The following is a 22,990-nucleotide window of genomic DNA, read 5'->3' as shown; positions in this document are numbered from 1 at the left end:
GGCCGGGTGCCGTAGAGCCCGCGCACCGTCAGGAGGTCGGCCGGATTGATCGGCCGGAGCCGCATCCGCACCGCCACCTCGCCCGGTCCCGGCACCGGTTCCGGTCGCTCGACGAGGCGCAGCACCTCCGCGGGCTCGCCGAACGCCTCGATCATCACCTTCCGCATCGCCCATCCCCTCCGGCGGACCGGCAGCCGCCCGCCGTCCCGGCTTGCGCCCGCTCCGGCGCCGCGCGATCTATAGCACCATCCCTCCCAGGAGCGTCCCCATGCCCGACACCTCCCGGCCGCTGGCCGGCCGCAGCGCCATCGTCACCGGCTCGACCAGCGGCATCGGCCTCGGCATCGCCCGGTCGCTGGCCGACGCCGGCGCCGACATCCTGCTCAACGGCTTCGGCGACCCGGCCGCGATCGCCGCCCTGGCGACGGAGATCGCCGGTGCGACCGGGGCCCGCGTCGCCCACTGCCCGGCCGACATGACGAAGCCGGCCGAGATCGCCGCCATGATCCCGTTCGCCGAGCGCGAGTTCGGCCGCGGCGTCGACATCCTGGTCAACAATGCCGGCATCCAGCACGTCGCCGCCATCGACGCGTTCCCGCCCGAGAAGTGGGACGCGATCATCGCCATCAACCTGTCCGCCGTCTTCCACGCGACCCGCGCCGCGCTGCCCGGCATGAAGGCGCGGCGATGGGGCCGGATCGTCAACATCGCGTCCGCCCACGGCCTCGTCGCCTCGCCCTTCAAGTCGGCCTATGTCGCGGCCAAGCACGGCGTGGTGGGCTTCACCAAGTCGACGGCGCTGGAAGTGGCGGAGTTCGGCATCACCGCCAACGCCATCTGCCCCGGCTACGTCTGGACGCCGCTGGTCGAGACGCAGATCGGCGACCAGGCGAAGGCGCACGGCATCGACCGCGAGCAGGTCATCCGCGACGTCATCCTGGCGCCGCAGGCGGCCAAGCGGTTCACGACGGTGGAGGAACTGGGGGCGCTCGCGGTGCTGCTGTGCGGCCCCGCCGGGCAATCCTTCAACGGGGCGGCGCTGCCCGTCGATAATGGCTGGACCGCGCGGTGACGGCCCGGCGATAGGGGCTCAGGGCGCGATCACCCAGCTCTCGAGGATGGCGCCGGCGACCTTGGCATGCTCGTCGAAACGCTCGGCCGGGGCCGTCAGGCCCCAGGCGTGGAAGGCGCGCCCGTCGGGGCGCGGGACGACGATCTGCCATTGCCGCCAGTCGTTGCCGCCGACGCGATAGGCGGCGCTGAACTCCGTCCCCGTCAGCCGGAGGCGGGTGCGGGCGTACTGGAAGGGGCGCTGGCTGCGGAACTCGGCCTTCGGGTCCAGCCCCTCGATCTGCCGCCGGAAGGCACCGGCGACGTCGTCCGCCTTCTCGTAGGCGCCGCCGGCCACCGTGCTCGCCATGTTCTGGATGGTGATCGCGGATTCGCGGTTGCGCGGGTCCCGCCCGGCGGAGAGGCGGACCGTGAACTCGTTGAGGCGCGACACCGTCCACCCCGCCGGGTAGCGCAGCGCGTAGCCCAGTTCCCAGGCTTCCAGCCGCTGCGGCAGCGGTTCGGCGGCGGTCGGCGGCGGCGGCGCCTCGCCCGGCCGGGCCGGCGGGCGGAAGGTGTCGGCCTCCGCCCGCGGGCGCACCGGCTGGCCGCCGGGCTCGCCGGTGATGCGGAAACCCTGCAGCAGCCGGTCCATCTCGCTCTCGATCGCGTCGAGCCGCCGGACCGGCGCCTCCAGCCGGAGGTGGTAGTAGATCGAGCTTTCGCCGTTCGGCGTCTGCGGGATCACCACCACCAGCTCGACCCGCGGCTGGGACGTCCGGCGCATCACGAAGTTCCAGGCCTCGCGCCCCAGCGCCGGCAGCGGCTTCAGCCCCTGGCGCAGCACGAGGTAGTCGAGGTCGCTCTTGAAGAAGTCGGCCAGCGTGCGGAAGGCGTCGCGATCGTCGCCATAGGGACCCTCCAGCACGCGGACATAGAGCGTGAGGTCGGCCTGGACGTCGCGCATGGCGAAGTCGACCTCGTCGTTCGGCAGGGCCTGCCATCCCGACGGGATCTCGATGCGGTAGGCGGCCGGCACGTTCTCGTGGAACGCGGCGGCCGGACGGGGTGCCTGGGCGGCCGCCGGTGCCCAGACGGCGGCCAGGAGAAGGCAGATCAGGGCTCGGATCATGCTGCGATGGCTACACTTGCGGCGGAACCGCGGCAAGCGATCGGTGAACCTTCCGGCCCCCCGGCGCGACGGAAGGGCGGCCAGCCCCCCGACGGAGATGCCCGATGCCCCTGCCCCGCCTCGTCTCGATCCTGCTCGCCGCGGCCGCCGCCGCCATCGGCGCGACGCTGACGGCCGGCGCACTCGCCAATCCGATGGTGGCGGGCAGTGCCGCCGGGCTGGGCACGCCGGCGACCGGCGGCGACGGCGCCGCCGCCCTGGCGGCGCTGGCGCTGGCCTTTGCGGCGGCCGCGGCGATCACGCGGCGGATGGCGCGCCGCTGACCGGGCCGCCCGTCAGGGCCCGGGCCGCCCGTCAGGGCATCGTCACCACGATCTTGCCGAACACCTGGCGCGCCTCCAGCCGGGCCAGCCCCTCCGACCAGCGGTCGAGCGGCAGGACGCTGTCGATCACGGCCGCCACGCGGCCGGACGCCATGCGCGCCAGCACGTCGCGGACGTTGCGCCGCGTCGCCCCGAACGAGCCGAAGATCCGCAACTGCTGCTGGAAGACCAGGAACAGGTTGGTCTCCGCCTGGATGCCGCTCGTCGAGCCGCAGGTGACGAGCCGGCCGCCGCGCGCCAGCGCCAGCAGGCTGCCGCCCCAGGTGTCGGGCCCGACATGCTCGAAGACGACGTCGACGCCGCGGCGGCCGGTGAGGCGCCGCGCCACGCTCTCGAAGCGCTGCGTGCGGTAGTTGACGACATGGTCGGCGCCGATCGCACGCGCCTTCTCGAGCTTGGCGTCGTCGCCCGCCGTCGCGATCACCGTCGCCCCCTGGTCCTTGGCGAGCCGGATCGCGGCCGAGCCGATGCCGCTGCCGGCGGCATGGACCAGCACCCACTCGCCGGCCATCAGGCGGGCATTGTCGAACAGCATGTGCTCGACGGTGGCGAAGGTCAGCGGCGCGCAGGCGGCGTCGGTCCAGGCGAGCCCGTCCGGGATCGGCAGGCAGAGGCGGGCCGGCAGGTTGACCAGCGCCTGGGCGAAGCCGTCGACATGGAAGCCGGAAATGCCGGCGACCTCGGCGCAATGGTTGTCGCGTCCCTGGCAGCAGGCCGGGCAGATGCCGCAGGTGCGCCCGCCATAGAGGGCGACGCGGGCACCGGGCCCGAGCCGGGCGCCGTCGCCGGCAGCCACGACCTCGCCCACCGCCTCGACGCCGACCGTGATCGGCAGGGTGCGCTTCGCGAAGGCCATGCCGCGGAAGCCCCAGAGGTCGATATGGTTGAGTGCGATCGCCCGCACCCGCACCTGGACCTCGTCCGGCGCGGGCGGCGGCGGCTCCGGCACCTCGACCAGGGCCAGTTCGCGTTCCGCCAGCAGCCGCAGCGCCTGCATCGTCGCCATTCTCCGGCTATCGCTGCACGGCCATCGCCGCCGAGAGCCCGCCGTCGACCGGCAGCACCGCGCCGGTGACGTAGGCGGCGGCGTCGGAGAGGAGGAAGGCGATCACCCCCGCCACCTCCTCGGGCCGGGCGTAGCGGCCGGCCGGGATCTGCTGCTCCAGCCGCTCGCGGTGGGCGCCGTAGCCGGCCAGCATCGCGGTGTCGACGAAGCCGGGGGCGACGTAGTTGGCGGTCACGCCCTTGCGCGCGACCTCCTGCGCCAGCGTCCGCAGATAGCCCAGCGCCGCCGCCTTGGAGGCGGCATAGATCGCGTTGCCGCGGCCGCCGACGAGCGCCGCGACCGAGCCGACGACGACGATGCGGCCGGCGCCCGCCGCCGTCATCGGCCGGACGAGTGCCTTGCAGAGCCGCGTCAGCGCCCAGAAGTTCACCTGCATGACGGCTTCGGCCTGGGTCTGGTCGACCATCGCCGCCAGCCGGTCGTAGCCGACCCCGGCATTGTGGACGAAGGCGTGGTAGCCGGCGTCGGCCGCCTCGGCCGCCAGGGCATCGACGGCGGCCCGGTCGGCGAGGTCGCAGGCGATCGCCCGGCCCGGCCCGCCGCCGGGGCCGCTGCGGTGGGTGTAGTCGACCTGCCAGCCGGCGCGATCGAGATGGGCGACGACGGCCGCACCGATGCCGCGGCCGCCCCCCGTCACCAGGACCCGCCGGGGTTGCGCGGTCACGACGGGTCGAGCCCCAGCACGAGCGCCACGTTCTGGCCGCCGAAGCCGAAGGAGTTGGAGAGGACGGTGCGGCCCGCGAAGGCCCGCGCGGTGCCGGCGACGACATCGAGCGCCAGGGCGGGGTCGGGACGGTCGCAGTTGATCGTCGGCGGAATCACGCCGTGGCGCAGGGTCAGGATCGAGGCCACCGCCTCGATCGCACCCGCCGCGCTCAAGGTGTGGCCGATCATCGACTTGTTGGCGGTGACCGGCACCCGGCCGGCGCGCTCGCCGAAGAGCAGTTGCAGGGCCAGGCACTCCATCTTGTCGTTCTCGGGCGTGCCGGTCCCATGGGCGTTGACGTGGTCGATCCCGTCCGGCGCCAGCCCGGCATCCGCCACCGCGTCCGCCATGGCGCGCAGGATGGCGCTGCCGTCCGGGTTGCTGCGGGTGCGGTGGAAGGTGTCGGCCGCCTCGCCGCAGCCACGGACATAGGCGAGCGCCGCGGCGCCGCGGGCGGCGGCCGCGGCCGGCCGCTCCAGCACCAGGGCCGCCGCGCCCTCGGCCATGACGAAGCCGTCGCGATCCTCGGCGAACGGGCGGGCGGCGCCTGCCGGATCGTCGTTGCGGGTCGAGAGCGCCTGCAGGAGCCCGAAGCGGATCAGCGCCTCGACCTGCAGCGAGCCCTCGCTGCCGACGACCAGCGCCCGGTCGCAGTCGCCGCGGCGGATCGCCTCGACGGCGGTCTGGATCGCCGTCGCGCCCGAGGCGCAGGCGGTCGACAGCGTGACCGGCGGGCCGGCCGCGCCCAGTTCGGCCGCCAGCCGCTCGCCGACCGTGCCGAAAAGGAAGTCGACATGCTCGGGGCGGTCCGGCCCGCCGTCGGCCTCGGCCAGCATCCCGGCATAGGTGGGAATGGCGGCACGGGCGGCGAGCGCCCGGCGCTGCGGCCATTCCAGTTCGACGGGCGGCAGCGCCAGGACCAGCGGCCCGCCGAAGCCGCGGCCGGCGAGCCCCGCCTGGCCCAGCGCCTCGCCGGCGACGGTCCGTCCCATGGCGAGGCTGCGCCGGCTCGCCGGCAGGTCGCCGAGGCCGTCCTCGTCGACGGCGCCGCCGAAGGTGACGCGCAGACCGTCGGTCGGGAAGCGGGTGAGGCGGCGGATGCCCGACCGCCCGGCGACGAACGCCGGCCAGTTCGCCGCGACGCCCGTCCCGAGCGCGGTGACCATGCCGATGCCGGTGACGGCGACCGCCATGCTCATGCGACGGGCTCCAGCACGGCGAGGCCCTCGCCGCGGCGCGGCCCCCAGGCGGTGACGGCGACCCGGGCGACCGGCCCGGCCGCCGATGCCTCGACCGGGTCCGGCGAGAGCGGCGGGAATGCCATGCCGGCCGCGGCACACCATGCGGCGAGCACGAGGTTGGCCGGGAACGCCGCCTCGACGCCGTGGCCGATCGCCGCCGCCGTGCCGCGGACGGTGCCGCGTCCGAGGAGGAAGCCGCGCTCCTCCGCCGTCGCCGGTCCGGCGCCGGTGGCGCCGCTCAGGACCAGGGTCGTGCCGTCCCGAGGCAGGTCGGCCCAGTCGCGACCGGCCGCCGCCGCGGCGGCGCCGGGGCTGCGGTCCGACCAGGAATGGGCGACCCGGGAGAGTCTCGCGAGCGGTCGGGCGCCGCGCGCCCGCGCGTGGTCGGCCGCCTCGACGACCAGCCCCGCCCCCATGCTGCCGAGGCAGAGGCCGGCCGCCGGCCGCGACCAGAGGTCGGACCACGGCCCGCGCAGCAGCCGGCCGCCGAGCCCGTGCAACAGCAGCAGGTCCGGCCGCGCGGCGTTGTAGGAGGCGGCGACGAGGAAGAGGTCGCCCTGGCCGGCGGCGGCCCGCCGCCAGGCGATCCGGACCGCCTCGACGCCTGCTCCCTCCTCGCCCATCAGGGTACGGCTGGAGCCGGCGGGGCCGAGCACGATCGACAGGTTGCCGGCGAACATGTTGGAGAGCTGGGCGAGGAAGGCCGTCGGCCGCAGCCCCTCGACCAGACGCGCGTTGGTCGTGGCTGCGGCACCGGGGCTGTCGGCGGTCTCCGCCAGGATCGCCTCGTCGAGCGCGGTGTCGCGCTCGCCGCCGCCGGCCGCGGCGAGGACGTGGGTGCGGCCGAGGAGGGCCGGCGCGCCCAGGATTCCCGCCGCCTCCAGGGCCATGCCGGCGGCGTGGATGCCGTAGTGCATCCACGGCCCCGTCGTGCGCTGGTCGGCCCGCTTCGGCATGTAGCGGTCGAGATCGAGCGCGCCGATCGGATGGACCGTGAAGGGTGCGAAGCGGTCGCCGTCGCGGCCCGCTTCCCGGCGGGCGGGATCGGCGAACGCCGCCCGGTGGGCCGCCTCGCCCTCGCCCAGCGCCGTGACGAGCCCGGCACCGGTGATCCACACCTCGCGCATGGCGGCGGTCACGGGCCGGCCTCCGCCGGAACCGGGAGGCCGACGCGCGCCATGGCGTCGCGCATGCGCGCGGCCAGTTCGGGGGCCGGGAAGGGCACGGTGCGGAAGCGCAGCTCGGCCTCGGCGACGCGCCGGCCGTCGCGGGTGATGGCGGCCCGCGTCACGGCATAGCCCGAGCCCTCGTGCTCGAGGTCGGCGGCGATCGCGAGGTCGGCGCCGGGCGGCACGAAGGCACGCAGCTTCGCCTCGCGGACCTCGGCGAGGAAGGGCATGCGCCGCCCTTCGGCGAGCGCCAGCAGCAGATAGCCCGAGGCCTGGGCCATCGCCTCGACCATCAGCACGCCCGGCATGATCGGATGACCGGGAAAATGGGCATCGAGGATCGACGACCGCTCCGGCACGCGCCCGCGCATGGCGATGCGCGCCGGCGCCAGGCTCAGATGCTCGAGCGCGTCGACGAGGCGGAAGGATTCGAAGTCCATGGGCGCAGGCGCCGGGAGCGGCCGCGCCGCCGGGAGCCGCTCAGCCCGCGCTCTTGGCGGCGGCCAGGGCGTCGATGCGGGCCGCCAGATTGCGCATGATGAAGAAGTCGTCGCTGCTGGCCCGGCCCGCGTTCACGTCCTCCATCCAGGCCTCGACCGGCATCTTGATGCCGAAGCGCTTGTCGATCGCGAAGGCGATGTCGAGGAAGTCGAGGCTGTCGACGCCGAGATCGTCGATGATGTGCGAATCCGCGGTGATCGAGGCCCGATCCAGGTTGCAGGTCGCGGCGATGATCTCGGCGATGGCGTCGACGGTTTCGGCCATGGGACTCCGTGCAGCCTCGGCTGAAATGGCGCGGCGGGACCGAAAATGCCGCAGAATTGGGCGTGACCGGCGGTTCGGCCGTCCTCGGAAGCCCTATCGGCCGGCTCCAGGTTTGTCAACGGCGGAGGGAATGGCGGAGGGAACGCCCGCGGGAGCGGCCGGCCGCTCCGCCCGCCAGCGCCGGTGCATCCACAGCCAGTCCTGCGGCCGTTCGCGCACCCAGCCCTCGATGACGTCGGTGATCGCCTGGGTCAGCACCGCCTCGTCGGCCGCGGCGTCCCCGGTCGCCGGCGGCAGCGGCAGCGGCGGCGTCACCTCGACCCGGAAGCGTCCGCCCGGCAGGCGCATCACGCGCGCCCCGTGCAGCGGGCACTCGAAGGCACGGGCGAACTTGGCGGCGGCCGGGGCGGTGCGGACCGGATGACCGAAGAAGGTGCCGAGCGGCCCGCGGCTGAAATGCTGGTCGACCAGCATGCCGACATGGCCGCCGCCCTTGAGCACGCCGACCAGCGCCAGGCCGCCGCGCAGGTCGGTCGGGATCAGGCGGCCCATGGTCTGGCCGCGGATGCGGCGGATGATGCGGGCGATCGCCGGGTTGTTGGGCTCGCGGTAGAGCACCGCGATGTCGAGCCCGTGCCGCGCCGCCGCCACCGCCAGGAGTTCCCAGTTGGCGAGATGGGCGGCGAAGACGATGCCCGGCCGGCCGTCGTCGCGCAGCGCCATGAAATGCTCGTGCCCGGCCACCTCGATCCGCCCCGGCCGGGCCGGCTGCCCGGGGTCGTAGTCCCAGAGCCGCCCGAGATAGGGATACTCGACCGCCGTGCGGCCGAGATTGTCCCAGGCGCCGCGGAGGATCGCCTCGCGCTCGGCGGCGCTCTTTTCCGGGAAGGCGAGCGCGAGGTTGGCCCGGGCGATCCGGCTCGGGCGCAGGCGCGGGCCCAGCGTGCGGGCGATCCAGCCGCCCGCACCCGCCATCCACGAATAGGGCACGGCCCGCGCAGCGAGGAAGAAGGCCGCGACGAGCGCACCGCCGGCGGCGGCGAGCCAGCGCCCGGCAAGGAGCTTGAGACGAAGCCGCCAGGACAGCGCCATCGGGACGGGGGTGCTCGGACGATTGCGGGGGGCGCCAACCCACCGAAGCGGACGGCGCCTGTCAAGCGTCGCCTTCGTGGGGGCAGTGCTGGTACTGTGGCGGCGACGATCCCCTTCCGATTGCCGGCCCCCGACATGACCCGAACCGCGCTTCCCCTCGACGGCATCCGCGTCGTCGAGATGACCCACACGATCATGGGCCCGTCCTGCGGCGTCGCGCTCGCCGACCTCGGCGCCGACGTCGTCAAGATCGAGCCGGCGCCGGCCGGCGACCACACCCGCCGCCTGCCGGGCTTCGCGTCCGGCTTCTTCACCGTCTTCAACCGCAACAAGCGCAGCCTCGCCGTCGACCTCAAGACCGAAGACGGGCGCGCCGTGCTGCACCGGCTGCTCGGCACCGCCGACGTGCTGCTGGAGAATTTCGGACCCGGCACCGCCGACCGGCTCGGCATGGGCTGGGAGGAGGCGAAGCGGATCAACCCGCGCCTCGTCTACTGCGCCCTCAAGGGCTTCCTCTCGGGCCCCTACGAGAACCGGCCGGCGCTCGACGAGATCGTCCAGTTCATGTCGGGCATCGCCTACATGACCGGCCCGCCCGGCCGGCCGCTCCGGGCCGGCGCCTCGATCATCGACATCCTCGGCGGCGCCTACGGCGCGATCGCCATCCTGGCGGCGCTGCGCGAGCGCGACCGCACCGGCGAGGGCCAGCTGGTCAAGAGCTCGCTGTTCGAGAGCGGTGCCTTCCTGATGGGCTCGCACATGGCCGGCCACGCCATCACCGGCGAGAAGATCCCGCCGATGCCGGCGCGCAAGAGCGCCTGGGCCGTGTACGAGCCCTTCGGCACCCGCGACGGCGACCAGGTCTTCGTCGGCATCACCTCCAACAACCACTGGCACCGCTTCTGCGACCATTTCCGGGCCGAGGCGCCGGAACTCGCCGAGCTGCGCGACGCGCCGGGGCTGCAGTCGAACGAGGAACGGGTCGCCGCCCGGCCGCGGCTGGTGCCGCTGGTGGCGACCGTCGTCGGCCGGCTCACCCGGGCCGAGGCGGAACGGCGGCTGGAGGCGGCGCAGATTCCCTTCGCCCCGGTGGTGACGACCGAGGACCTCTTCGACGACCCGCAGCTCAACGCCCACGGGTTCCTCATCCCGGTGCGGCTGCCGGACGGCCGGACGACGAAGCTGCCGAAGCTGCCGGTCGAGATGGGCGACCACGACCTCGGCCTGCGCCTGGAGGCGCCGACCCTCGGCCAGCATTCGCGCGAGGTCCTGGCCGAACTCGGCTACGCGCCGGCCGCCATCGACGAACTGGAGCGCCGCCGCGTCATCGTCGCCGGCCCCTGAGGGCCGGCGACGACGCGCCGGGTCAGGCCCGCGTCCTCAAGAGGTCGCGGATCTCCTCCAGCAGCTTGGCTTCCGCCGAGACCGTCGGCGGCGGCGGTGGCGGCTTCTTGTAGAGGCGGTTCACCTGCTTCACGAGGATGAAGACGGCGAAGGCGACGATCAGGAACTTGATGCAGGCGTTGACGAAGACGCCGTAGTTGATGGTGGCGGCGCCGGCCTCCTTGGCGGCCGCGAGCGACGGGTACTCCTTGCCGCTCATGTTGATGTAGAAGTCGGAGAAGTCGATGCCGCCGAGCACGAGGCCGATCGGCGGCATGATGATGTCCTTGACCAGGGAATCGACGATCGAGGTGAACGCCGCCCCGATGATGATGCCGACCGCGAGGTCGATCACGTTGCCGCGGGCGATGAATGCCCGGAATTCCTCCCACATGGACGCCCCCTTCCTCTGATCCGGGCGACCGCCCGATTGCCGTCGACGCCCTTCGCTGGCGGTGCCCGATTCCATTTCTAGGACATGACGGCGCGTCGGACCTAGTTTTCCGTGCACCGGGTCGAACCGGATCGACCGGAGCCGCGACCGACGGGAAAGACCGTTGCGAGCCCCGGGGACCGGCCTACCGATGATGCGTACCGATGATCGCGGCCTGTGCGTGAGCGGCGCCGACCGCCCTGCCGTGGAGCAGTTCGAGACCGCGCTGTCCCGGCTGCTGTGCGGCAACGGCGACCCGGAGCCGGCCTGTGCCGCGGCCCTCGCGCGCTGCCCCGAATTCGCGATGGCGCGCACGCTCGCCGCCTATGTCCAGCTCTGCGGCTCGGCGGCGGCGGGCGCCGCGCGGGCGGCGGCGATGCTCCCCGAACTGCGGCAGGCCGCCCGCACCGACCGCGAGCGCCAGCATGTCGAGGTCATCGCGGCCTATTCGGCAGGCGATTTCGACGATGCCGCCGAACGGCTCGACGATATCCTGCTGGAGCACCCGCGCGACCTCCTGGCACTGCATCAGGGCCACCTGCTCGACTTCTACCGCGGCGACCAGCGCAACCTGCGCGATCGGGTGGCGCGGGTGCGCCATGCCTGGTCACCGGCGCTGCCGGGCCACCATTCCGTGCTCGCCATGCATGCGTTCGGCCTCGAGGAATGCGGGGACTATGGCCAGGCCGAGGATCTCGGCCGCGAGGCCCTGGCGATCGAGCCGGGCGACACCTGGGCGCACCACGCCGTCGCCCATGTCATGGAGATGCAGGGACGACGGCGCGAGGGCATCCAATGGATGCGCGACCGCGAGCCGCAATGGGCGCCCGACGGCGGCAGCGCCGTCCACAACTGGTGGCATCTGGCGCTGTTCCTGCTCGACGGCGATCGGTCCGACGAGGCGCTGGCGCTCTATGACCGCCGGGTCGCCCCGGGCGCCGGCGTCCTCGATCTGGTCGACGCCTCCGCCCTCCTGTGGCGGCTCGCCCTGCGCGAGATCGATTGCGGCGACCGCTGGAAGCTGCTCGCCCAGCTCTGGGCCCCCTTCGTCTGCGACGGCTGGTACGCCTTCAACGACGTCCACGCGATGATGGCGTTCGTCGGCGCCGGGCGCTGGGAACTGGCCGAGCAGCTGCTCGCGACGATGCGCCATCGGCTCGGGCGGCCCGGCGGCAATCGCGCGATGACGGAAGAGGTCGGCCTGCCGCTCGCCCGAGCGCTCGCCGACTTCGGCCGCCGCGACTTCGGCGCGGCGATCGCGCTGCTGCGGCCGCTGCGTTCGCGCGCCCAGCGCTTCGGCGGCAGCCACGCCCAGCGCGACCTCGTCGACCTGACGCTGCTGGAGGCCGCTCGCCGCGACGGCCAGGCGTCGCTGCTGCGCGCCCTCGCCCACGAGCGCCTGGCGGCGCGCGGCGAGAGCCCGCTGGTCCGCCGCTACCTCGAACGGGCGGCGGACCTGCGGGGCGCGGCCTGAGACGCCGCACCCCGCCGCCGCCCCGGGGGACGGTCCCGGGTCAGGCGCTCTCGTAGAGCCGGGTCAGCACGAACTCGCGATGGCCGAGCAGTTCGGCCGCCGTCAGTTCGCCGTTGGCAGTGCGCAGCATGACGTCGAGCAGCGCATCGCCGGTCTGGTCGAGGTTCTGTTCCCGCCGCAGCAGCCCGGAGCAGTCGAGATCGATGTGCTCGGGCATGGTGCGCACCGTCTTCGGGTTGGCGCAGAGCTTGATGACCGGCAGGATCGGGTTGCCGATGACGTTGCCCTGGCCGGTCGGGAAGAAGTGGACCGCATAGCCCGAGGCGGCGCACAGCGTCACCATCTCGGCCGCGGCCGAGGAGGAGTCCATGAACCAGAGGCCGGGCCCGGTCGGCACCTCGGCCTTGTCGAGCACGCCGTCGACGACGCAGCGCCGGCCGATCTTCTGGATGTTGCCGAGCGCCTTCTCCTCGATCGTCGTCAGGCCGCCGGCGATGTTGCCCTTGGTCGGCTGCGACTCGGAGAGGTCGCTCGTCTTGTGCCGGTCGACGATCGCCTGGTAGCGGTCGAACATGAACTGGAAGCGCTCGCGCACCTCGGGCGTGCGGCAACGCGCCGCCACCAGATGCTCGCCGCCGGTCAGTTCGGTGGTCTCGCCGAAGACGAGCGTGCAGCCGGCCGCGTAGAGCTTGTCGAAGGCGTTGCCGACGGTCGGGTTCGAGCCGCAGCCCGACGTGGTGTCCGACTCGCCGCACTTGGTCGAGACCCAGAGGTCCTGGATCGGGCGCTCGCTCCGGCGCAGCGTCGAGGCGTGCTTGACGAAGCGGTAGGCGGCGCGGCTGGCGTTGGCGATGGTCTGGATGTCGCCGTTGCCCTCGATCCAGAAGCCCTCGACCGGCTTGCCCGATTCGGCGATGCCGTCGACGACGCGCTTCGTCCAGCCGGGCTCGATGCCGATGACGACGACGGCGGCGACGTTGGGGTTGCAGCCGGTGCCGATCAGGGTGCGGAAATGGAGGTCGAGGTCGGCGCCGAACTGGAGGCGGCCGTAGGGGTGCGGGATCGCCAGCGCGCCCTTGATGTTGTTGGCGACCGCCTCGCTGGCGGCGTTCGACAGGTCGTCGACCGGCAGGATGACGACGTGGTTGCGCACGCCGACGCGCCCGTTCTCGCGGACATAGCCCGAGAAGGTGGCCTTGGTGATGTCCATCCCTACCACCGCTTCGTCTTGACGTTGTGGACGTGGAGGTGCGCGCCGACCGGGATCGGCGCGACGACGCGGCCGATGTCGACGCCGTACTTGATGACCGTGTCGCCCTCGGCCAGCGCCTTGGTCGCCAGCTTGTGGCCGATCGGGATGTCCTGCGTCACCCGGACGTGGATCGTCTTGTCCTGGTCCATCACCCAGCCGGTCAGCGTCTCCCCGGCCTTGATCCCCTCGACGACCACGACCCCGCAGGAGTCGTTCTCGTCATGCACCAGAAAATGAATCATCGGCGCGTTCCCCTCCCGGGACCCTGTTTCTGTCGGCCGGGATTGCTACGCCCACCGGCCCCCATGGTCAATCCGAGCGGGACCCCGGCCGGGACGGGGCGCGGCGGCGGTCCCGCGGACGCATCGGTTGTGCTATCCTGCGCATGTCAACCGTCCGGCGAGAGCAGGCGCTGTTCTGGCCGGCGGCCGCTACCCTTCCGCGTCATCCTCGAGGCCCCGAGCCCGAGAAGTGAAGGAGGAGCACGCCATGTTGCTCGCACGCTGGCAGATCGAAGCGCGCTTCGGCCAGAAGCAGGCCGTCATCGAATTGCTGAAGACCTGGGAGCGCGACATCGCGCCCCAGATCGGCTGGGGCGCCGGCCGCGGCCGGCTGCTCTCCGGTTCGATCGGCCCGAGCGAGGCGACCGTCGAGCACGAGTGGCTGGTCGAGGACCTGGCGGCGCTCGGACGCGCCTGGGAGGCCCTCGGCCGCATCGAGGCGCACCGGGAGTGGGGCAAGGCGCTCGAGCCGCACGTCGTCTCGGGCTCGGCGCGCTGGCAGGTGCTGCGCATCGTCTGACGCGGCGGCAACGGCGAGTTCGGGCGCCCCGGAACCATCGTCCGGGCGCGTCCGGCTCACCCCGCCTTCTTCATGGGTTGGGCCAGCGCGTCCGCGAGGAAGCGCTCGACGAGGGGAACCATGGCAAGGCCGTTGTGGGCGACGCCCGGCAGGACGTCGTGACGCACCGAAATGCCGTGGCGCTCGAAGCTCGCCTTCAGCGACCGCATCCGGGCGAGGCGGTCGGGGCCGGCGAGGTCGGCACCGGGCATCCAGCGCGGGCTGTCCGGCGTGATCGTGATCTCCCAGGTTTCGGTGTCGTCGCCGCCGATCACCATCTGGACGGCGACCCGGCGCATGGCGTCGAGTTCGATCGGCTTGCCGAAGACCCGTTCGAAATCACGCACGCCGACCCAGAAGTCGTGGTCGAAGTCGAGCAGGGTGACGACGCCGGGGGCGCCGATCGAGACCGCGGACAGCCGCTCGGGATGGAGATAGAAGAAGCGATGGGCGAAGTGCCCGCCGCCCGAGAAGCCGAACATCGAGAACCGGCTGGGGTCGACCGGCCAGCGCCGCGCCGCCTCCTCGACCATCGCCAGCATCACCGCGTCATAGTGCAGGTCGCCCGCGCGCATGAACTTGTAGCTGCCGAGATCGTCCGGCCCGGTGATGCCGGCCGGGAAGAGCGGCGCCAGCACGACGACGCCCGCGCGCTCCGCGAAGTCGGCGAAGAGGTCGCGGTAGGCGGTCATCAGCCGGCCGGTGCCGTGGACGGCGACGAAGAGGGGGAAGCGCCGGTCCGGCGCTTCCTCGACCGCCTTCGGGACATAGCAGCAGTAGCTGAACCGCGGGTCGAACTGGCAGGCATAGATCGTCGTCCGCCCGCGCGCGTAGAAGGCCTGCTCCTTGTGCTTGTCCACCATGCCCGTCACCCGCTCCCCTTCGCCGATCCCCGGAGGCTCAGCCCGCCTTCCACACGCCCCACGGCAGCGGCTTGCCCGCCGGCCAGGGCGTGTAGCCGCGGACCTTCGGCCCCGTCGCCTCGATCTCGGTGCTGAAATAGAGCCCGATCACCGGCACCTGCTCGGCCGCCATGCGGTGCAGTTCGACGAAGATCGCCTTGCGCCGCGCCTCGTCGAGGGAACCGTTCGCCTCCGCCAGCAGGGCGATCGCCTTGGGATCTTCCCACTGCGCCCACTTCAGCTTGTCCTTGTCGCCGATGAGGGCGGAGTACATCAGCCCCGGGTCGAAGCGCGCGGAGTAGCTGAACGACTGAACCTGGAAGGCGCCCTTGAGGTAGTTGTCGAGCTGGGTCGCCCATTCCAGCACCTCGAGCTCCGCCTTGATGCCGGCCGCCTGGAGCATCGCCTGGGCGACGACGGCATTGTCGTACATCCCGGTGTAGCGCTTGTTGGTCTGGATCCGGATCGTCTCGCCCTTGTAGCCCGCCTCCTTGAGCAGCGCCTGGGCCTTGGCCGGGTCGTGGGCCGGCCACTGGGCGAAGCTCCGGTCGAAATAGGGCGTCGGGTCGGCGACGGCCGAGGGGTTGGCCTTCGACAGGCCGAGCGTGCGGGCGTCGGCGATGTCCTGGAGATTGAGCGCGTGCGCGATCGCGCGGCGCATCCGCGCGTCCGACAGCAGCGGGTCGCGGGTCTGGATCAGCAGCGACGACCAGCCGAGGCCGGGCGTCGTCTGGACCGCCATCCCCTTCTGCTTCAGCCCGTCGATGCGGTGCGCGTCGACGTCGGGCAGGACGTCGACGGCGCCGCTGACCAGCGCCGCCTCGGCCGCGCTCGCATCGGGGATGACCCGCACCATCAGGTGGTCGACATGGGCGATGCGGGCCCCGGCATAGCCGCTCGCCGGTTCGGGATTGGGGACGTAGTCCGCCACCCGCTCCATCGCCACATACTCGCCGCGCTTCCATTCCTTGAGCTTGAATGGGCCCGTGCCGATCGCCTCCTTCCACTTGCCCTCGGCGTCGAAGGCAGCGGGATGGATCGCCACCACCGCGCACTGGAAGTTGGCGAGCTGCTTCAGGAAGAGCGCGCTCGGCTTGTCCAGCCGGTAGACCACGGTCCGGGCATCGGGCGCCTCGACCGCCTCGACCTTGACGCCGCTGCTGCCGTTGAAGAAGCGCGCGCAGGCCCAGGCCTTGTTGCCGATCTGGCGCTCCCAGCTCGACTTCACGTCGGCCGCCGTCACCGGCTGGCCGTTGTGGAACTTCGCGCCGTCCCGCAGGGTGAAGCGGTAGGTGCGGCCCTCGTCCGCGACGGCCCAGCCCTTCGCGAGCTGCGGCCCGACGCTGAGGTCGGTCCGGTAGCCGACGAGGCCCTCATAGATCATGTGGGCGACCGAATCCGTGTTGCCGTCGCGATTGATGCCGGGCTCGAGGCTGCGGATGTCGGCATTGATGGCGATCGTCAGCGTACCGCCGCGCCGCGGCGCATCCTGGGCCGCGGCCGGCGCCGCCAGCAGCGCCAGCGCCGTCGTCGCCAGAAGGAGATTCTTCCTCATGTCTCCGTTTCCCCTGTCCCTCCGCCCGCGGGAGCTGCGAGCGGTTTGCGCTATCTTCGTCGATCCATGCGTTTTATCAATCTGAAAAGCAGTGGCCGCGATCGCACGCACGGCCGGGAGGCAGCACCGGGATGACGACCAGCGAACGGGCGAAGCGCATTCGCCGTCCCACGGGCAAGAGCGCCCTGCAGACGGAACTGGTGCGGCAGATCCTCGGCGCCATCGTCGAGGACGGGGTCGCGGTCGGCGGCGCCATCCGCGAACTGCCGCTGGCGCACCGCTTCGGCGTCTCGCGCACGCCGGTCCGCGCCGCCCTCCGGCTGCTGCAGGAGCAGGGCTGGCTCGCCTTCGATCCCGGCCGCGGCTTCTCCCTGGTGCGGGCGGTTCCGGCGGAGGCGCTGCACGCCGCCGTCTCCGGCTCGGCCGTCGACGACCTGCACCGCGCCATCCTCGACGACCGCGCCCGCGGCCTGCTGCCGATCGAGGTCTCCGAGGCCTCGCTGATGCCGCGCTACGGCGCCTCGCGCGGCACCGTGCGGCGGGCGCTGATGCGGCTCGCCGACGACGGGCTCGCCCGCCGCCAGCGCGGCCACGGCTGGCGCTTCGCCGAGGCGCTCGACACGCCCGACGCGGTGGTCGAGAGCTACCGCTTCCGCATCGTCGTCGAGTGCGCCGCCCTCTCCGAGCCGACCTTCCGGCCGGACCCCGCCACGCTCGTCCGCCTGCGCGACCAGCACCTGGCGATCCTGGAGAATGTCGAGAAGCTCGACCCGGCGGTCTGGCTCGCCACCAACGACGCCTTTCACGAGGCTGTCGCCGTGTGGTCGCACAACCGCTTCCTGCTCGAGGCGGTCCGGCGCCAGAACGCGCTCCGCCGGTTCGTCGAGCGGTCGGCCTTCCAGCGCCTGTCGCCGGCCCGCTTCGTCCAGTCCTCGCGCGAGCACCTGGCGATCCTGGAGGCGATCGAGAAGGACGACCGCACCTGGGCCGCCTCGCTGCTGGAGCGCCATCTGGCGCTCGCCGCCCGTTCCTACACCGACCGGCAGGCGCGCGACGCCGCCGCCGCCGAGGCGGCGGCGGGTCAGCCCGTCAGTCGCGCGGGTCGATCGGCGTCGCCGGCGCGAGTCGAGCCTCGATGATCTCGGCCGCGTCGAGGCACAGGTCCTCGCGGTAGCGGCCGGCGACCACCTGCACCCCGATCGGCAGCCCGTCGGCGAGGCCGACCGGCACCGAGACGCCGGGCAGCCCGAGGACCGACACCGCCAGCATGCCGCGCTGCTGGTCGAACATCGCCGTCGTCGTCGCGACGTCGACGAGATCGCGATCGTGCGGATAGGGCGGCACGGTCGAGACCGGGCAGAGGACGAGCGGCCGTTCCTCGAGGAAGAGCTGCCACTCGGTCAGGATCTTCTCGCGCGTCGCCAGCGCCTGGCGGAAGGCCTCGAAGCTGCCGCTCGACCCCTGCGCCATCCACAGGCTGGAGGCGGTGCGGATGCCCTGGTCGCCATACTGCTCGACCGGAGCCGCGAGCTGGGCCATGACATCGTCGTTGCCGATCGCCGTCCACAGATCGGCCGCCTCGCCGAAGCGCGGCGGCTCCACCTCCTCGACCGCATAGCCGGCGTCGGCCAGCGCCCGGCCGGCGGCGCGGATGCCGTCCGCCACCGCCGGATCGACGCCGCCGCGACCGGCCGGGTCGACCACCATCGCCACCCGGATCGGGCGCGCCACGGGCGGTCCCTCGAACGGCACGTCGACCCAGCGCGGATCGAGCGGGCTGCCGGCCGAGAGCGCCCGGAACGCGACGCGGAGGTCGCGGATGCGGCGCGCCAGCGGTCCGTTCACCGCCATCAGCTGCGAGGAGATCGGCCGCGTGCCCTTCGACGTCCAGTTGAAGGACGGGACGCGGCCGAAGGTCGGGCGGATGCCGACGACGCCGTTGCAGTAGGCCGGGTAGCGGATCGAGCCGGCGATGTCGTTGCCCTGGGAGATCGGGCCGATGCCGGCGGCGAGCGCCGCCCCCGCCCCGCCGCTCGACCCGCCGGCCGTGACGTCGCCGCGCCACGGGTTCTTCGTCAGCCCGTGCAGGTCGTTGTCGGTGAACCAGCGCATCGAGAAGCCGGGCGTGTTGGTGCGCCCGACGACGATGGCGCCGGCCCGGCGCAGGTTGGCGACGACCGGGCTGTCCTCGGGCGCGATCAGGTCCCGGAAGGCGACGATGCCGTTGTCGGTCGGGCAGCCCTTCTGGTCGGTGTTGACCTTGGTCGTCACCGGCACGCCGTGCAGCGGCCCGAGCGGCTCCCCGGCGGCGACCGCCCGGTCGGCGGCGTCGGCCGCCGCCAGCGCCTCGTCGGCGAGCGGCAGCACGACGGCGTTGATCTTCGGGTTCACCGCCGCCATGCGGTCGAGGCAGGCCTGGACGACCTCGCGCGCCGACGCCTGGCGCGAGCGGACGAGCCAGGCGAGCTCGACCCCGTCGCGGGCCCAGAGCGGGGCGCCGCTCATGCCGCCGCGGCCCGCCCGGTGCCCTGCATCGCGACGCGGTAGGACTGGAACTGCTTGTTGAGCGCCGGCAGGACGCAGACGTCCATGACGCCCTCGGCCGGCTCCATGACGATCATCGCCACGGTCGCGCTCAGGTTCTGCGTCAGCGACTTGCGCGGCGGGCGGCAGACCGACCACGGATAGCCGAAATCGTCGAAGAGCGCGGCCTTGACGCTGTCGCGGGTGATGCTGCCGGCCTGGGCGGCGAGGAGCTGGCGCACCCGCATGTCGCGGTACAGGCTGTCGGGCGTGCCGGCGACGCCGGTGTCCTTCAGCTTCGACAGCGCGACCGGGCTCTGCCAGTGGTTGGCATGGACGATGAGGCCGCCCTGGGCATGGACCTGGAAGGTCTCGTCGGGGGCGCACTCGAAGTCGATCGCCACCCCCTCGGCCTGGCTCACCATCATGTTGTTCGAGCCGGACTTGGGCGTCGTGTAGACGGTGTGGAAGGCGAGCGCGAGCTGCTGCTGCTCCAGCACCTTGCGGCGGATCAGCGGCAGCGGCACCCCGAGGCGGGTGTAGTCGCGGTCGGATTCGAGGTAGTTCGCGGTGATGACGATGCCGGCGGCGTTCATGCCGCAGCGCGCCATCTGGCCGGCCTCGGCGAAGGCCAGCATGGTCGGCCCGTCGTCCTGACGGATGTGCAGGACGACGGCGGTCTCGGCGCATTCGGCCTTCCAGTCCCAGTTCTGGGCGTGGATCAGGCGGCCGTCCCGGGTCGCCTCCGGCAGGACGATGACGCCGGTGCAGCCGTCCGGCTCCTCGGTGCGGGCGAGCTTGGCGCGCAGGTCGGGGCGCGTGCTCAGCTTCAGCACCTCGGTGCGGGCGTTGAGGAAGGCGATCTGCTCGAACTCGACCTCGGCCCCCTCGGCGATGCCGCGCATCTCCTCGACCTGGTTGGCGGCGTAGCCCTCCATCACCGGGAGATAGTCGCGGACGAGCTTCTGGATCTCGGGCCAGGTGAAGTCGGTGCGCGCGAGCTGGTCGCGATAGTGCTGGATGCCGAGATGGACCCGGGCGGCCGCCTGGCGACCATATTGCCGGCCGCGCTCGCGCGGGCCGCCGGAAAGCTCGATGAGGGGGACGGGTTGCACCATGGCGCCGGTTCCTCCGGGCGAAGACGTGGAGATCGGAAAAGACTAGTGTTCTTCGTATCTACACGAAACAGCAAAGCATGGAACCGGCGATTTGCGTTTCATGCCCATGAAGTGCATCATGCTCCCGGTTTCCAACGCCGACGAGGTTCCGCGATGAACGACGTGCCCGCAGCCGCCGCGCTCTCCAACTCGCTGACGCCGGAGGTGATGGAGCCCTACTGGCTGCCGTTCACGGCGAACCGCAAGTTCAAGCGCGACCCGCGCCTCTTCGCCGCCGCCGAGGGCATGTACTACACGACGACCGACGGCCGCCGGATCCTCGACGGCATGGCGGGCCTGTGGTGCGTCAATGCCGGCCACGGCCAGCGCAAGATCGTCGAGGCGATCAAGGCCCAGGCCGAGCAGATGGACTATGTCTCGTCCTTCTCGATGAGCCATCCGCTGGCGTTCGAGTTCGCGCACGCCATCGCCCAGGTGACGCCGGGCGACCTCAACCACGTCTTCTTCGCCAACTCGGGTTCGGAGGCGGTGGATACCGCGCTCAAGATGGCGCGCGCCTATCACCGCGCCCGCGGCGAGGCCGGCCGCACCCGCCTCGTCGGCCGCGCCAAGGGCTATCACGGCATGGGCTGGGGCGGCCTCTCGGTCGCCGGCATGGCCCGGCACAAGAAGGATTTCGGGCCGCTGCTGCCCGAGGTCAGCCATCTCGGCCACCATCACTTCCCGGAGAAGAACGCCTTCTCGCGCGGCCGGCCGGCCTGGGGCGCGCACTTGGCCGACGAGCTCGAGCGGATGACGGCGGTCCACGATCCGTCGACCATCGCCGCCGTCATCGTCGAGCCGGTGATCGGCTCGGGCGGCGTCATGCCGCCGCCGGTCGGCTATCTCGAGCGCCTGCGCGAGATCTGCGACAAGCACGGCATCCTGCTCATCTTCGACGAGGTCATCACCGGCTTCGGCCGCCTCGGCACCGCCTTCGGCTCGGAGATGCTGGGGGTGCTGCCCGACATGATGACCTGCGCCAAGGGCATGACCAACGCCGCCGTGCCGATGGGTGGCGTCATCGTCAACCAGAAGGTCTGGGACGCCTTCACCGCCGGGCCGGAGGCGACGATCGAGCTCTTCCACGGCTACACCTATTCCGGCCACCCGCTCGCCTGCGCCGCCGGCCTGGCGACGCTGGAGGTGCATCGCGACCTCGACCTCTACGCCCGCACCCGCCGCGCGGCGCAGCGCTGGGAGGACGCCGCCCACGCGCTCAAGGGCGAGCGCCTCGTCACCGACATCCGCAACATCGGCCTCCTCGGCGCCATCGACCTCGAGCCGCGCCCGGGCGAGCCCGGCGCCCGCGGCCTCGCCGTCAACGAAGCCTGCTTCGAGGCGGGCGTGCTGATCCGCAACGCCCTCGACACGCTCGTCCTCTCCCCGCCCCTCATCATCGAGGACGCCGAGATCGACCGCATCTTCGACACCATCCGCCAGGCCGTGAAGAAGGTCGACTGACGGAAGACCGCCGCATCCGGAGGCGGGGCCGTCGCGGCGCGACGGCCCCGCCTTGACGTCGCCGGGACCATTCTCTAAGTACCGCCCGGTTCCCACGCCATCGCCCGAGCCTGCGCCTGACCGGCGGAACCAGACCAGCCCGGCCCCACGGACCCACGCCCGAGGGGCCGTCTTCGCGCGCCCGCAACGGCGCGTGCCCGTCCATCCGAAGGAGCCCCCGATGCCGTCGACGGCCCCCCTGCCCGACACGAGGCCCCCGCCCGGCGCCACCGCCGTCCTGGTCCTTGCCGACGGGAACCTGTTCTGGGGACGAGGGCTGGGGGCGGAGCGACGTACGGTGGGCGAGGTCTGCTTCAACACCGCGCTGACGGGATACCAGGAGATCCTGACCGACCCGTCCTATGCCGGGCAGATCATCAACTTCACCTTCCCGCACATCGGCAATGTCGGGACCAACCCCGAGGACATCGAGACGGTGGTGCCGGCCGCCCGCGGCCTCGTCCTGCGCGCCGACATCACCGAGCCCTCGAACTGGCGCTCGACCCGGCACCTCGACGCCTGGCTGAAGCAGCACGACCTGCCCGGCATCAGCGGCGTCGACACCCGCCGCGTCACCCGCCACGTCCGCGACCAGGGCCCGCCGACGGGCGTGCTGGCGCACGATCCGTCGGGCCGGTTCGACGTCCCGGCCCTGCTGGAGGAGGCGCGCGCCTGGCCCGGCCTCGAGGGCATGGACCTCGCGATCGACGTCACCTGCCGCCAGACCTACAAGTGGGACGAGACCCGCTACGTCTTCGGCAAGGGCTACGGCCGGCAGGAGCACCCGCGCCACCACGTCGTCGCCATCGACTACGGCGCCAAGCGCAACATCCTGCGCTCGCTGGCGTCCGAGGGCTGCGCAGTGACGGTGGTGCCGGCGACGGCGACCGCCGAGGACATCCTGCGCCATCAGCCGGACGGCATCTTCCTCTCCAACGGCCCCGGCGACCCGGCGGCGACCGGCACCTACGCCGTGCCGACGCTGAGGACGCTGGTCGCGACCGGCCTGCCGATCTTCGGCATCTGCCTCGGCCACCAGCTCCTGGCGCTGGCGCTCGGCGCCGAGACGAAGAAGATGCCGGCCGGCCATCGCGGCGCCAACCACCCGGTCAAGGACCTCGCGACCGGGCGGGTCGAGATCACCAGCCAGAACCACGGCTTCTGCGTCGTGCCCGAGACCCTGCCCGAGGGCGTCGAGGTCAGCCACGTCTCGCTCTTCGACGGCTCGAACGAGGGCATCCGGGTCAGGGACAAGCCGATCTTCTCGGTCCAGTACCATCCCGAGGCCTCGCCCGGGCCCCAGGACAGCCACTACCTCTTCCAGCGGTTCGTCCGCCTCATGGACGAGAAGCGCGGGTAATCCC

23 protein-coding genes are annotated in these 22,990 nt (G+C 72.5%); 8 read left to right on the top strand and 15 right to left on the bottom strand.

All coding sequences use genetic code 11. The features are described 5' to 3' along the window. Window positions 1-268: 268 nt before the first annotated feature. Window positions 269-1,072, top strand: coding sequence for a 3-hydroxybutyrate dehydrogenase (locus ACE3Q3_RS04090; RefSeq protein ID WP_374442189.1), 804 nt, complete (start codon window positions 269-271; stop codon window positions 1,070-1,072). An 18-nt stretch (window positions 1,073-1,090) separates the two neighbouring features. On the opposite strand, the gene ACE3Q3_RS04085 is transcribed toward ACE3Q3_RS04090, so the two are convergent. Then, window positions 1,091-2,182, bottom strand: coding sequence for a hypothetical protein (locus ACE3Q3_RS04085; protein ID WP_374442186.1), 1,092 nt, complete (start codon window positions 2,180-2,182; stop codon window positions 1,091-1,093). A gap of 104 nt (window positions 2,183-2,286) precedes the next feature. Between ACE3Q3_RS04085 and ACE3Q3_RS04080 the strand changes: the two genes are divergently transcribed. Further along, window positions 2,287-2,505, top strand: coding sequence for a hypothetical protein (locus ACE3Q3_RS04080; protein ID WP_374442183.1), 219 nt, complete (start codon window positions 2,287-2,289; stop codon window positions 2,503-2,505). 31 nt (window positions 2,506-2,536) lie between these two features. Here the strand turns inward: ACE3Q3_RS04080 and ACE3Q3_RS04075 are convergent, their stop codons facing one another. From ACE3Q3_RS04075 to ACE3Q3_RS04045, 7 genes are all read right to left on the bottom strand, one after another. Then, entirely contained in the window at window positions 2,537-3,571 is a 1,035-nt protein-coding gene (locus ACE3Q3_RS04075; protein ID WP_374442180.1) for a zinc-binding dehydrogenase, read from the bottom strand. Between the two features lie 7 nt (window positions 3,572-3,578). After that, window positions 3,579-4,295, bottom strand: a complete 717-nt coding sequence (locus ACE3Q3_RS04070) for an SDR family oxidoreductase (RefSeq protein ID WP_374442177.1) — start codon at window positions 4,293-4,295, stop codon at window positions 3,579-3,581. Then, the gene (locus tag ACE3Q3_RS04065; RefSeq protein ID WP_374442174.1) at window positions 4,292-5,536 is read right to left on the bottom strand and encodes a beta-ketoacyl synthase N-terminal-like domain-containing protein; all 1,245 of its coding nucleotides are present in this window, start codon (window positions 5,534-5,536) and stop codon (window positions 4,292-4,294) included. Before ACE3Q3_RS04065 ends, ACE3Q3_RS04070 begins: the two co-directional genes overlap by 4 nt. Further along, entirely contained in the window at window positions 5,533-6,717 is a 1,185-nt protein-coding gene (locus ACE3Q3_RS04060; RefSeq protein WP_374442171.1) for a beta-ketoacyl-ACP synthase, read from the bottom strand. Before ACE3Q3_RS04060 ends, ACE3Q3_RS04065 begins: the two co-directional genes overlap by 4 nt. Then, on the bottom strand, window positions 6,714-7,187 hold the full coding sequence (locus tag ACE3Q3_RS04055; protein ID WP_374442168.1) for a 3-hydroxyacyl-ACP dehydratase FabZ family protein: 474 nt from the start codon (window positions 7,185-7,187) through the stop codon (window positions 6,714-6,716). The genes ACE3Q3_RS04060 and ACE3Q3_RS04055 overlap by 4 nt, the downstream gene beginning before the upstream one ends. Before the next feature lie 40 nt (window positions 7,188-7,227). After that, window positions 7,228-7,512 (bottom strand): acyl carrier protein, encoded by a 285-nt coding sequence (locus ACE3Q3_RS04050; RefSeq protein ID WP_374442165.1) that lies wholly within the window; start codon window positions 7,510-7,512, stop codon window positions 7,228-7,230. A 93-nt stretch (window positions 7,513-7,605) separates the two neighbouring features. Then, window positions 7,606-8,604, bottom strand: coding sequence for a lipid A biosynthesis lauroyl acyltransferase (locus ACE3Q3_RS04045; RefSeq protein WP_374442163.1), 999 nt, complete (start codon window positions 8,602-8,604; stop codon window positions 7,606-7,608). Window positions 8,605-8,739: 135 nt separating this feature from the next. Here ACE3Q3_RS04045 and ACE3Q3_RS04040 point away from each other — a divergent pair, with 135 nt between their 5' ends. Further along, window positions 8,740-9,948 (top strand): CaiB/BaiF CoA transferase family protein, encoded by a 1,209-nt coding sequence (locus tag ACE3Q3_RS04040; RefSeq protein WP_374442160.1) that lies wholly within the window; start codon window positions 8,740-8,742, stop codon window positions 9,946-9,948. Between the two features lie 22 nt (window positions 9,949-9,970). Here ACE3Q3_RS04040 and mscL read toward each other — a convergent pair whose 3' ends face one another. Continuing rightward, window positions 9,971-10,381, bottom strand: coding sequence for a large conductance mechanosensitive channel protein MscL (gene mscL / locus ACE3Q3_RS04035; protein ID WP_374442158.1), 411 nt, complete (start codon window positions 10,379-10,381; stop codon window positions 9,971-9,973). Between the two features lie 190 nt (window positions 10,382-10,571). On the opposite strand from mscL, the gene ACE3Q3_RS04030 reads away from it, so the two are divergent. After that, a complete protein-coding gene (locus ACE3Q3_RS04030) occupies window positions 10,572-11,894 on the top strand; it encodes a tetratricopeptide repeat protein (protein WP_374442155.1) in 1,323 nt (440 codons plus the stop codon). A gap of 40 nt (window positions 11,895-11,934) precedes the next feature. On the opposite strand, the gene ACE3Q3_RS04025 is transcribed toward ACE3Q3_RS04030, so the two are convergent. Continuing rightward, complete coding sequence (locus ACE3Q3_RS04025; RefSeq protein WP_374442152.1) at window positions 11,935-13,104, bottom strand: UxaA family hydrolase; 1,170 nt, start codon at window positions 13,102-13,104, stop codon at window positions 11,935-11,937. Window positions 13,105-13,106: 2 nt separating this feature from the next. Continuing rightward, window positions 13,107-13,388 carry a UxaA family hydrolase gene (locus ACE3Q3_RS04020; protein WP_374442149.1) on the bottom strand — a complete coding sequence of 94 codons (282 nt, stop codon included), beginning with the start codon at window positions 13,386-13,388 and terminating at the stop codon, window positions 13,107-13,109. 247 nt (window positions 13,389-13,635) lie between these two features. Here ACE3Q3_RS04020 and ACE3Q3_RS04015 point away from each other — a divergent pair, with 247 nt between their 5' ends. Further along, the gene (locus tag ACE3Q3_RS04015) at window positions 13,636-13,947 is read left to right on the top strand and encodes a hypothetical protein (RefSeq protein WP_374442146.1); all 312 of its coding nucleotides are present in this window, start codon (window positions 13,636-13,638) and stop codon (window positions 13,945-13,947) included. A gap of 56 nt (window positions 13,948-14,003) precedes the next feature. Here ACE3Q3_RS04015 and ACE3Q3_RS04010 read toward each other — a convergent pair whose 3' ends face one another. After that, a complete protein-coding gene (locus ACE3Q3_RS04010; RefSeq protein WP_374442215.1) occupies window positions 14,004-14,849 on the bottom strand; it encodes an alpha/beta hydrolase in 846 nt (281 codons plus the stop codon). A gap of 37 nt (window positions 14,850-14,886) precedes the next feature. Then, window positions 14,887-16,443, bottom strand: coding sequence for an ABC transporter substrate-binding protein (locus tag ACE3Q3_RS04005; RefSeq protein ID WP_374442144.1), 1,557 nt, complete (start codon window positions 16,441-16,443; stop codon window positions 14,887-14,889). Window positions 16,444-16,574: 131 nt separating this feature from the next. Here ACE3Q3_RS04005 and ACE3Q3_RS04000 point away from each other — a divergent pair, with 131 nt between their 5' ends. Beyond that, entirely contained in the window at window positions 16,575-17,582 is a 1,008-nt protein-coding gene (locus ACE3Q3_RS04000) for a GntR family transcriptional regulator (RefSeq protein WP_374442141.1), read from the top strand. Here ACE3Q3_RS04000 and ACE3Q3_RS03995 read toward each other — a convergent pair. Together ACE3Q3_RS03995 and ACE3Q3_RS03990 are read right to left on the bottom strand one after the other, a co-directional pair. After that, a complete protein-coding gene (locus tag ACE3Q3_RS03995; RefSeq protein WP_374442137.1) occupies window positions 17,533-18,948 on the bottom strand; it encodes an amidase in 1,416 nt (471 codons plus the stop codon). The genes ACE3Q3_RS04000 and ACE3Q3_RS03995 overlap by 50 nt on opposite strands. Then, window positions 18,945-20,084 carry a C45 family autoproteolytic acyltransferase/hydolase gene (locus ACE3Q3_RS03990; protein WP_374442134.1) on the bottom strand — a complete coding sequence of 380 codons (1,140 nt, stop codon included), beginning with the start codon at window positions 20,082-20,084 and terminating at the stop codon, window positions 18,945-18,947. Before ACE3Q3_RS03990 ends, ACE3Q3_RS03995 begins: the two co-directional genes overlap by 4 nt. 153 nt (window positions 20,085-20,237) lie before the next feature. Between ACE3Q3_RS03990 and ACE3Q3_RS03985 the strand changes: the two genes are divergently transcribed. Both ACE3Q3_RS03985 and carA read left to right on the top strand, forming a co-directional pair. Then, on the top strand, window positions 20,238-21,587 hold the full coding sequence (locus tag ACE3Q3_RS03985) for an aspartate aminotransferase family protein (RefSeq protein WP_374442131.1): 1,350 nt from the start codon (window positions 20,238-20,240) through the stop codon (window positions 21,585-21,587). Window positions 21,588-21,807: 220 nt separating this feature from the next. Continuing rightward, window positions 21,808-22,986 carry a glutamine-hydrolyzing carbamoyl-phosphate synthase small subunit gene (gene carA / locus ACE3Q3_RS03980; protein WP_374442128.1) on the top strand — a complete coding sequence of 393 codons (1,179 nt, stop codon included), beginning with the start codon at window positions 21,808-21,810 and terminating at the stop codon, window positions 22,984-22,986. The last annotated feature ends 4 nt before the right edge of the window (window positions 22,987-22,990 follow it).

This window comes from Allostella sp., from assembly GCF_041913585.1.
GTDB lineage: Bacteria > Pseudomonadota > Alphaproteobacteria > ATCC43930 > Allostellaceae > Allostella.
Note: the sequence above shows the minus strand (reverse complement) of the source record. Positions and strands in the feature narration are given on the sequence as shown.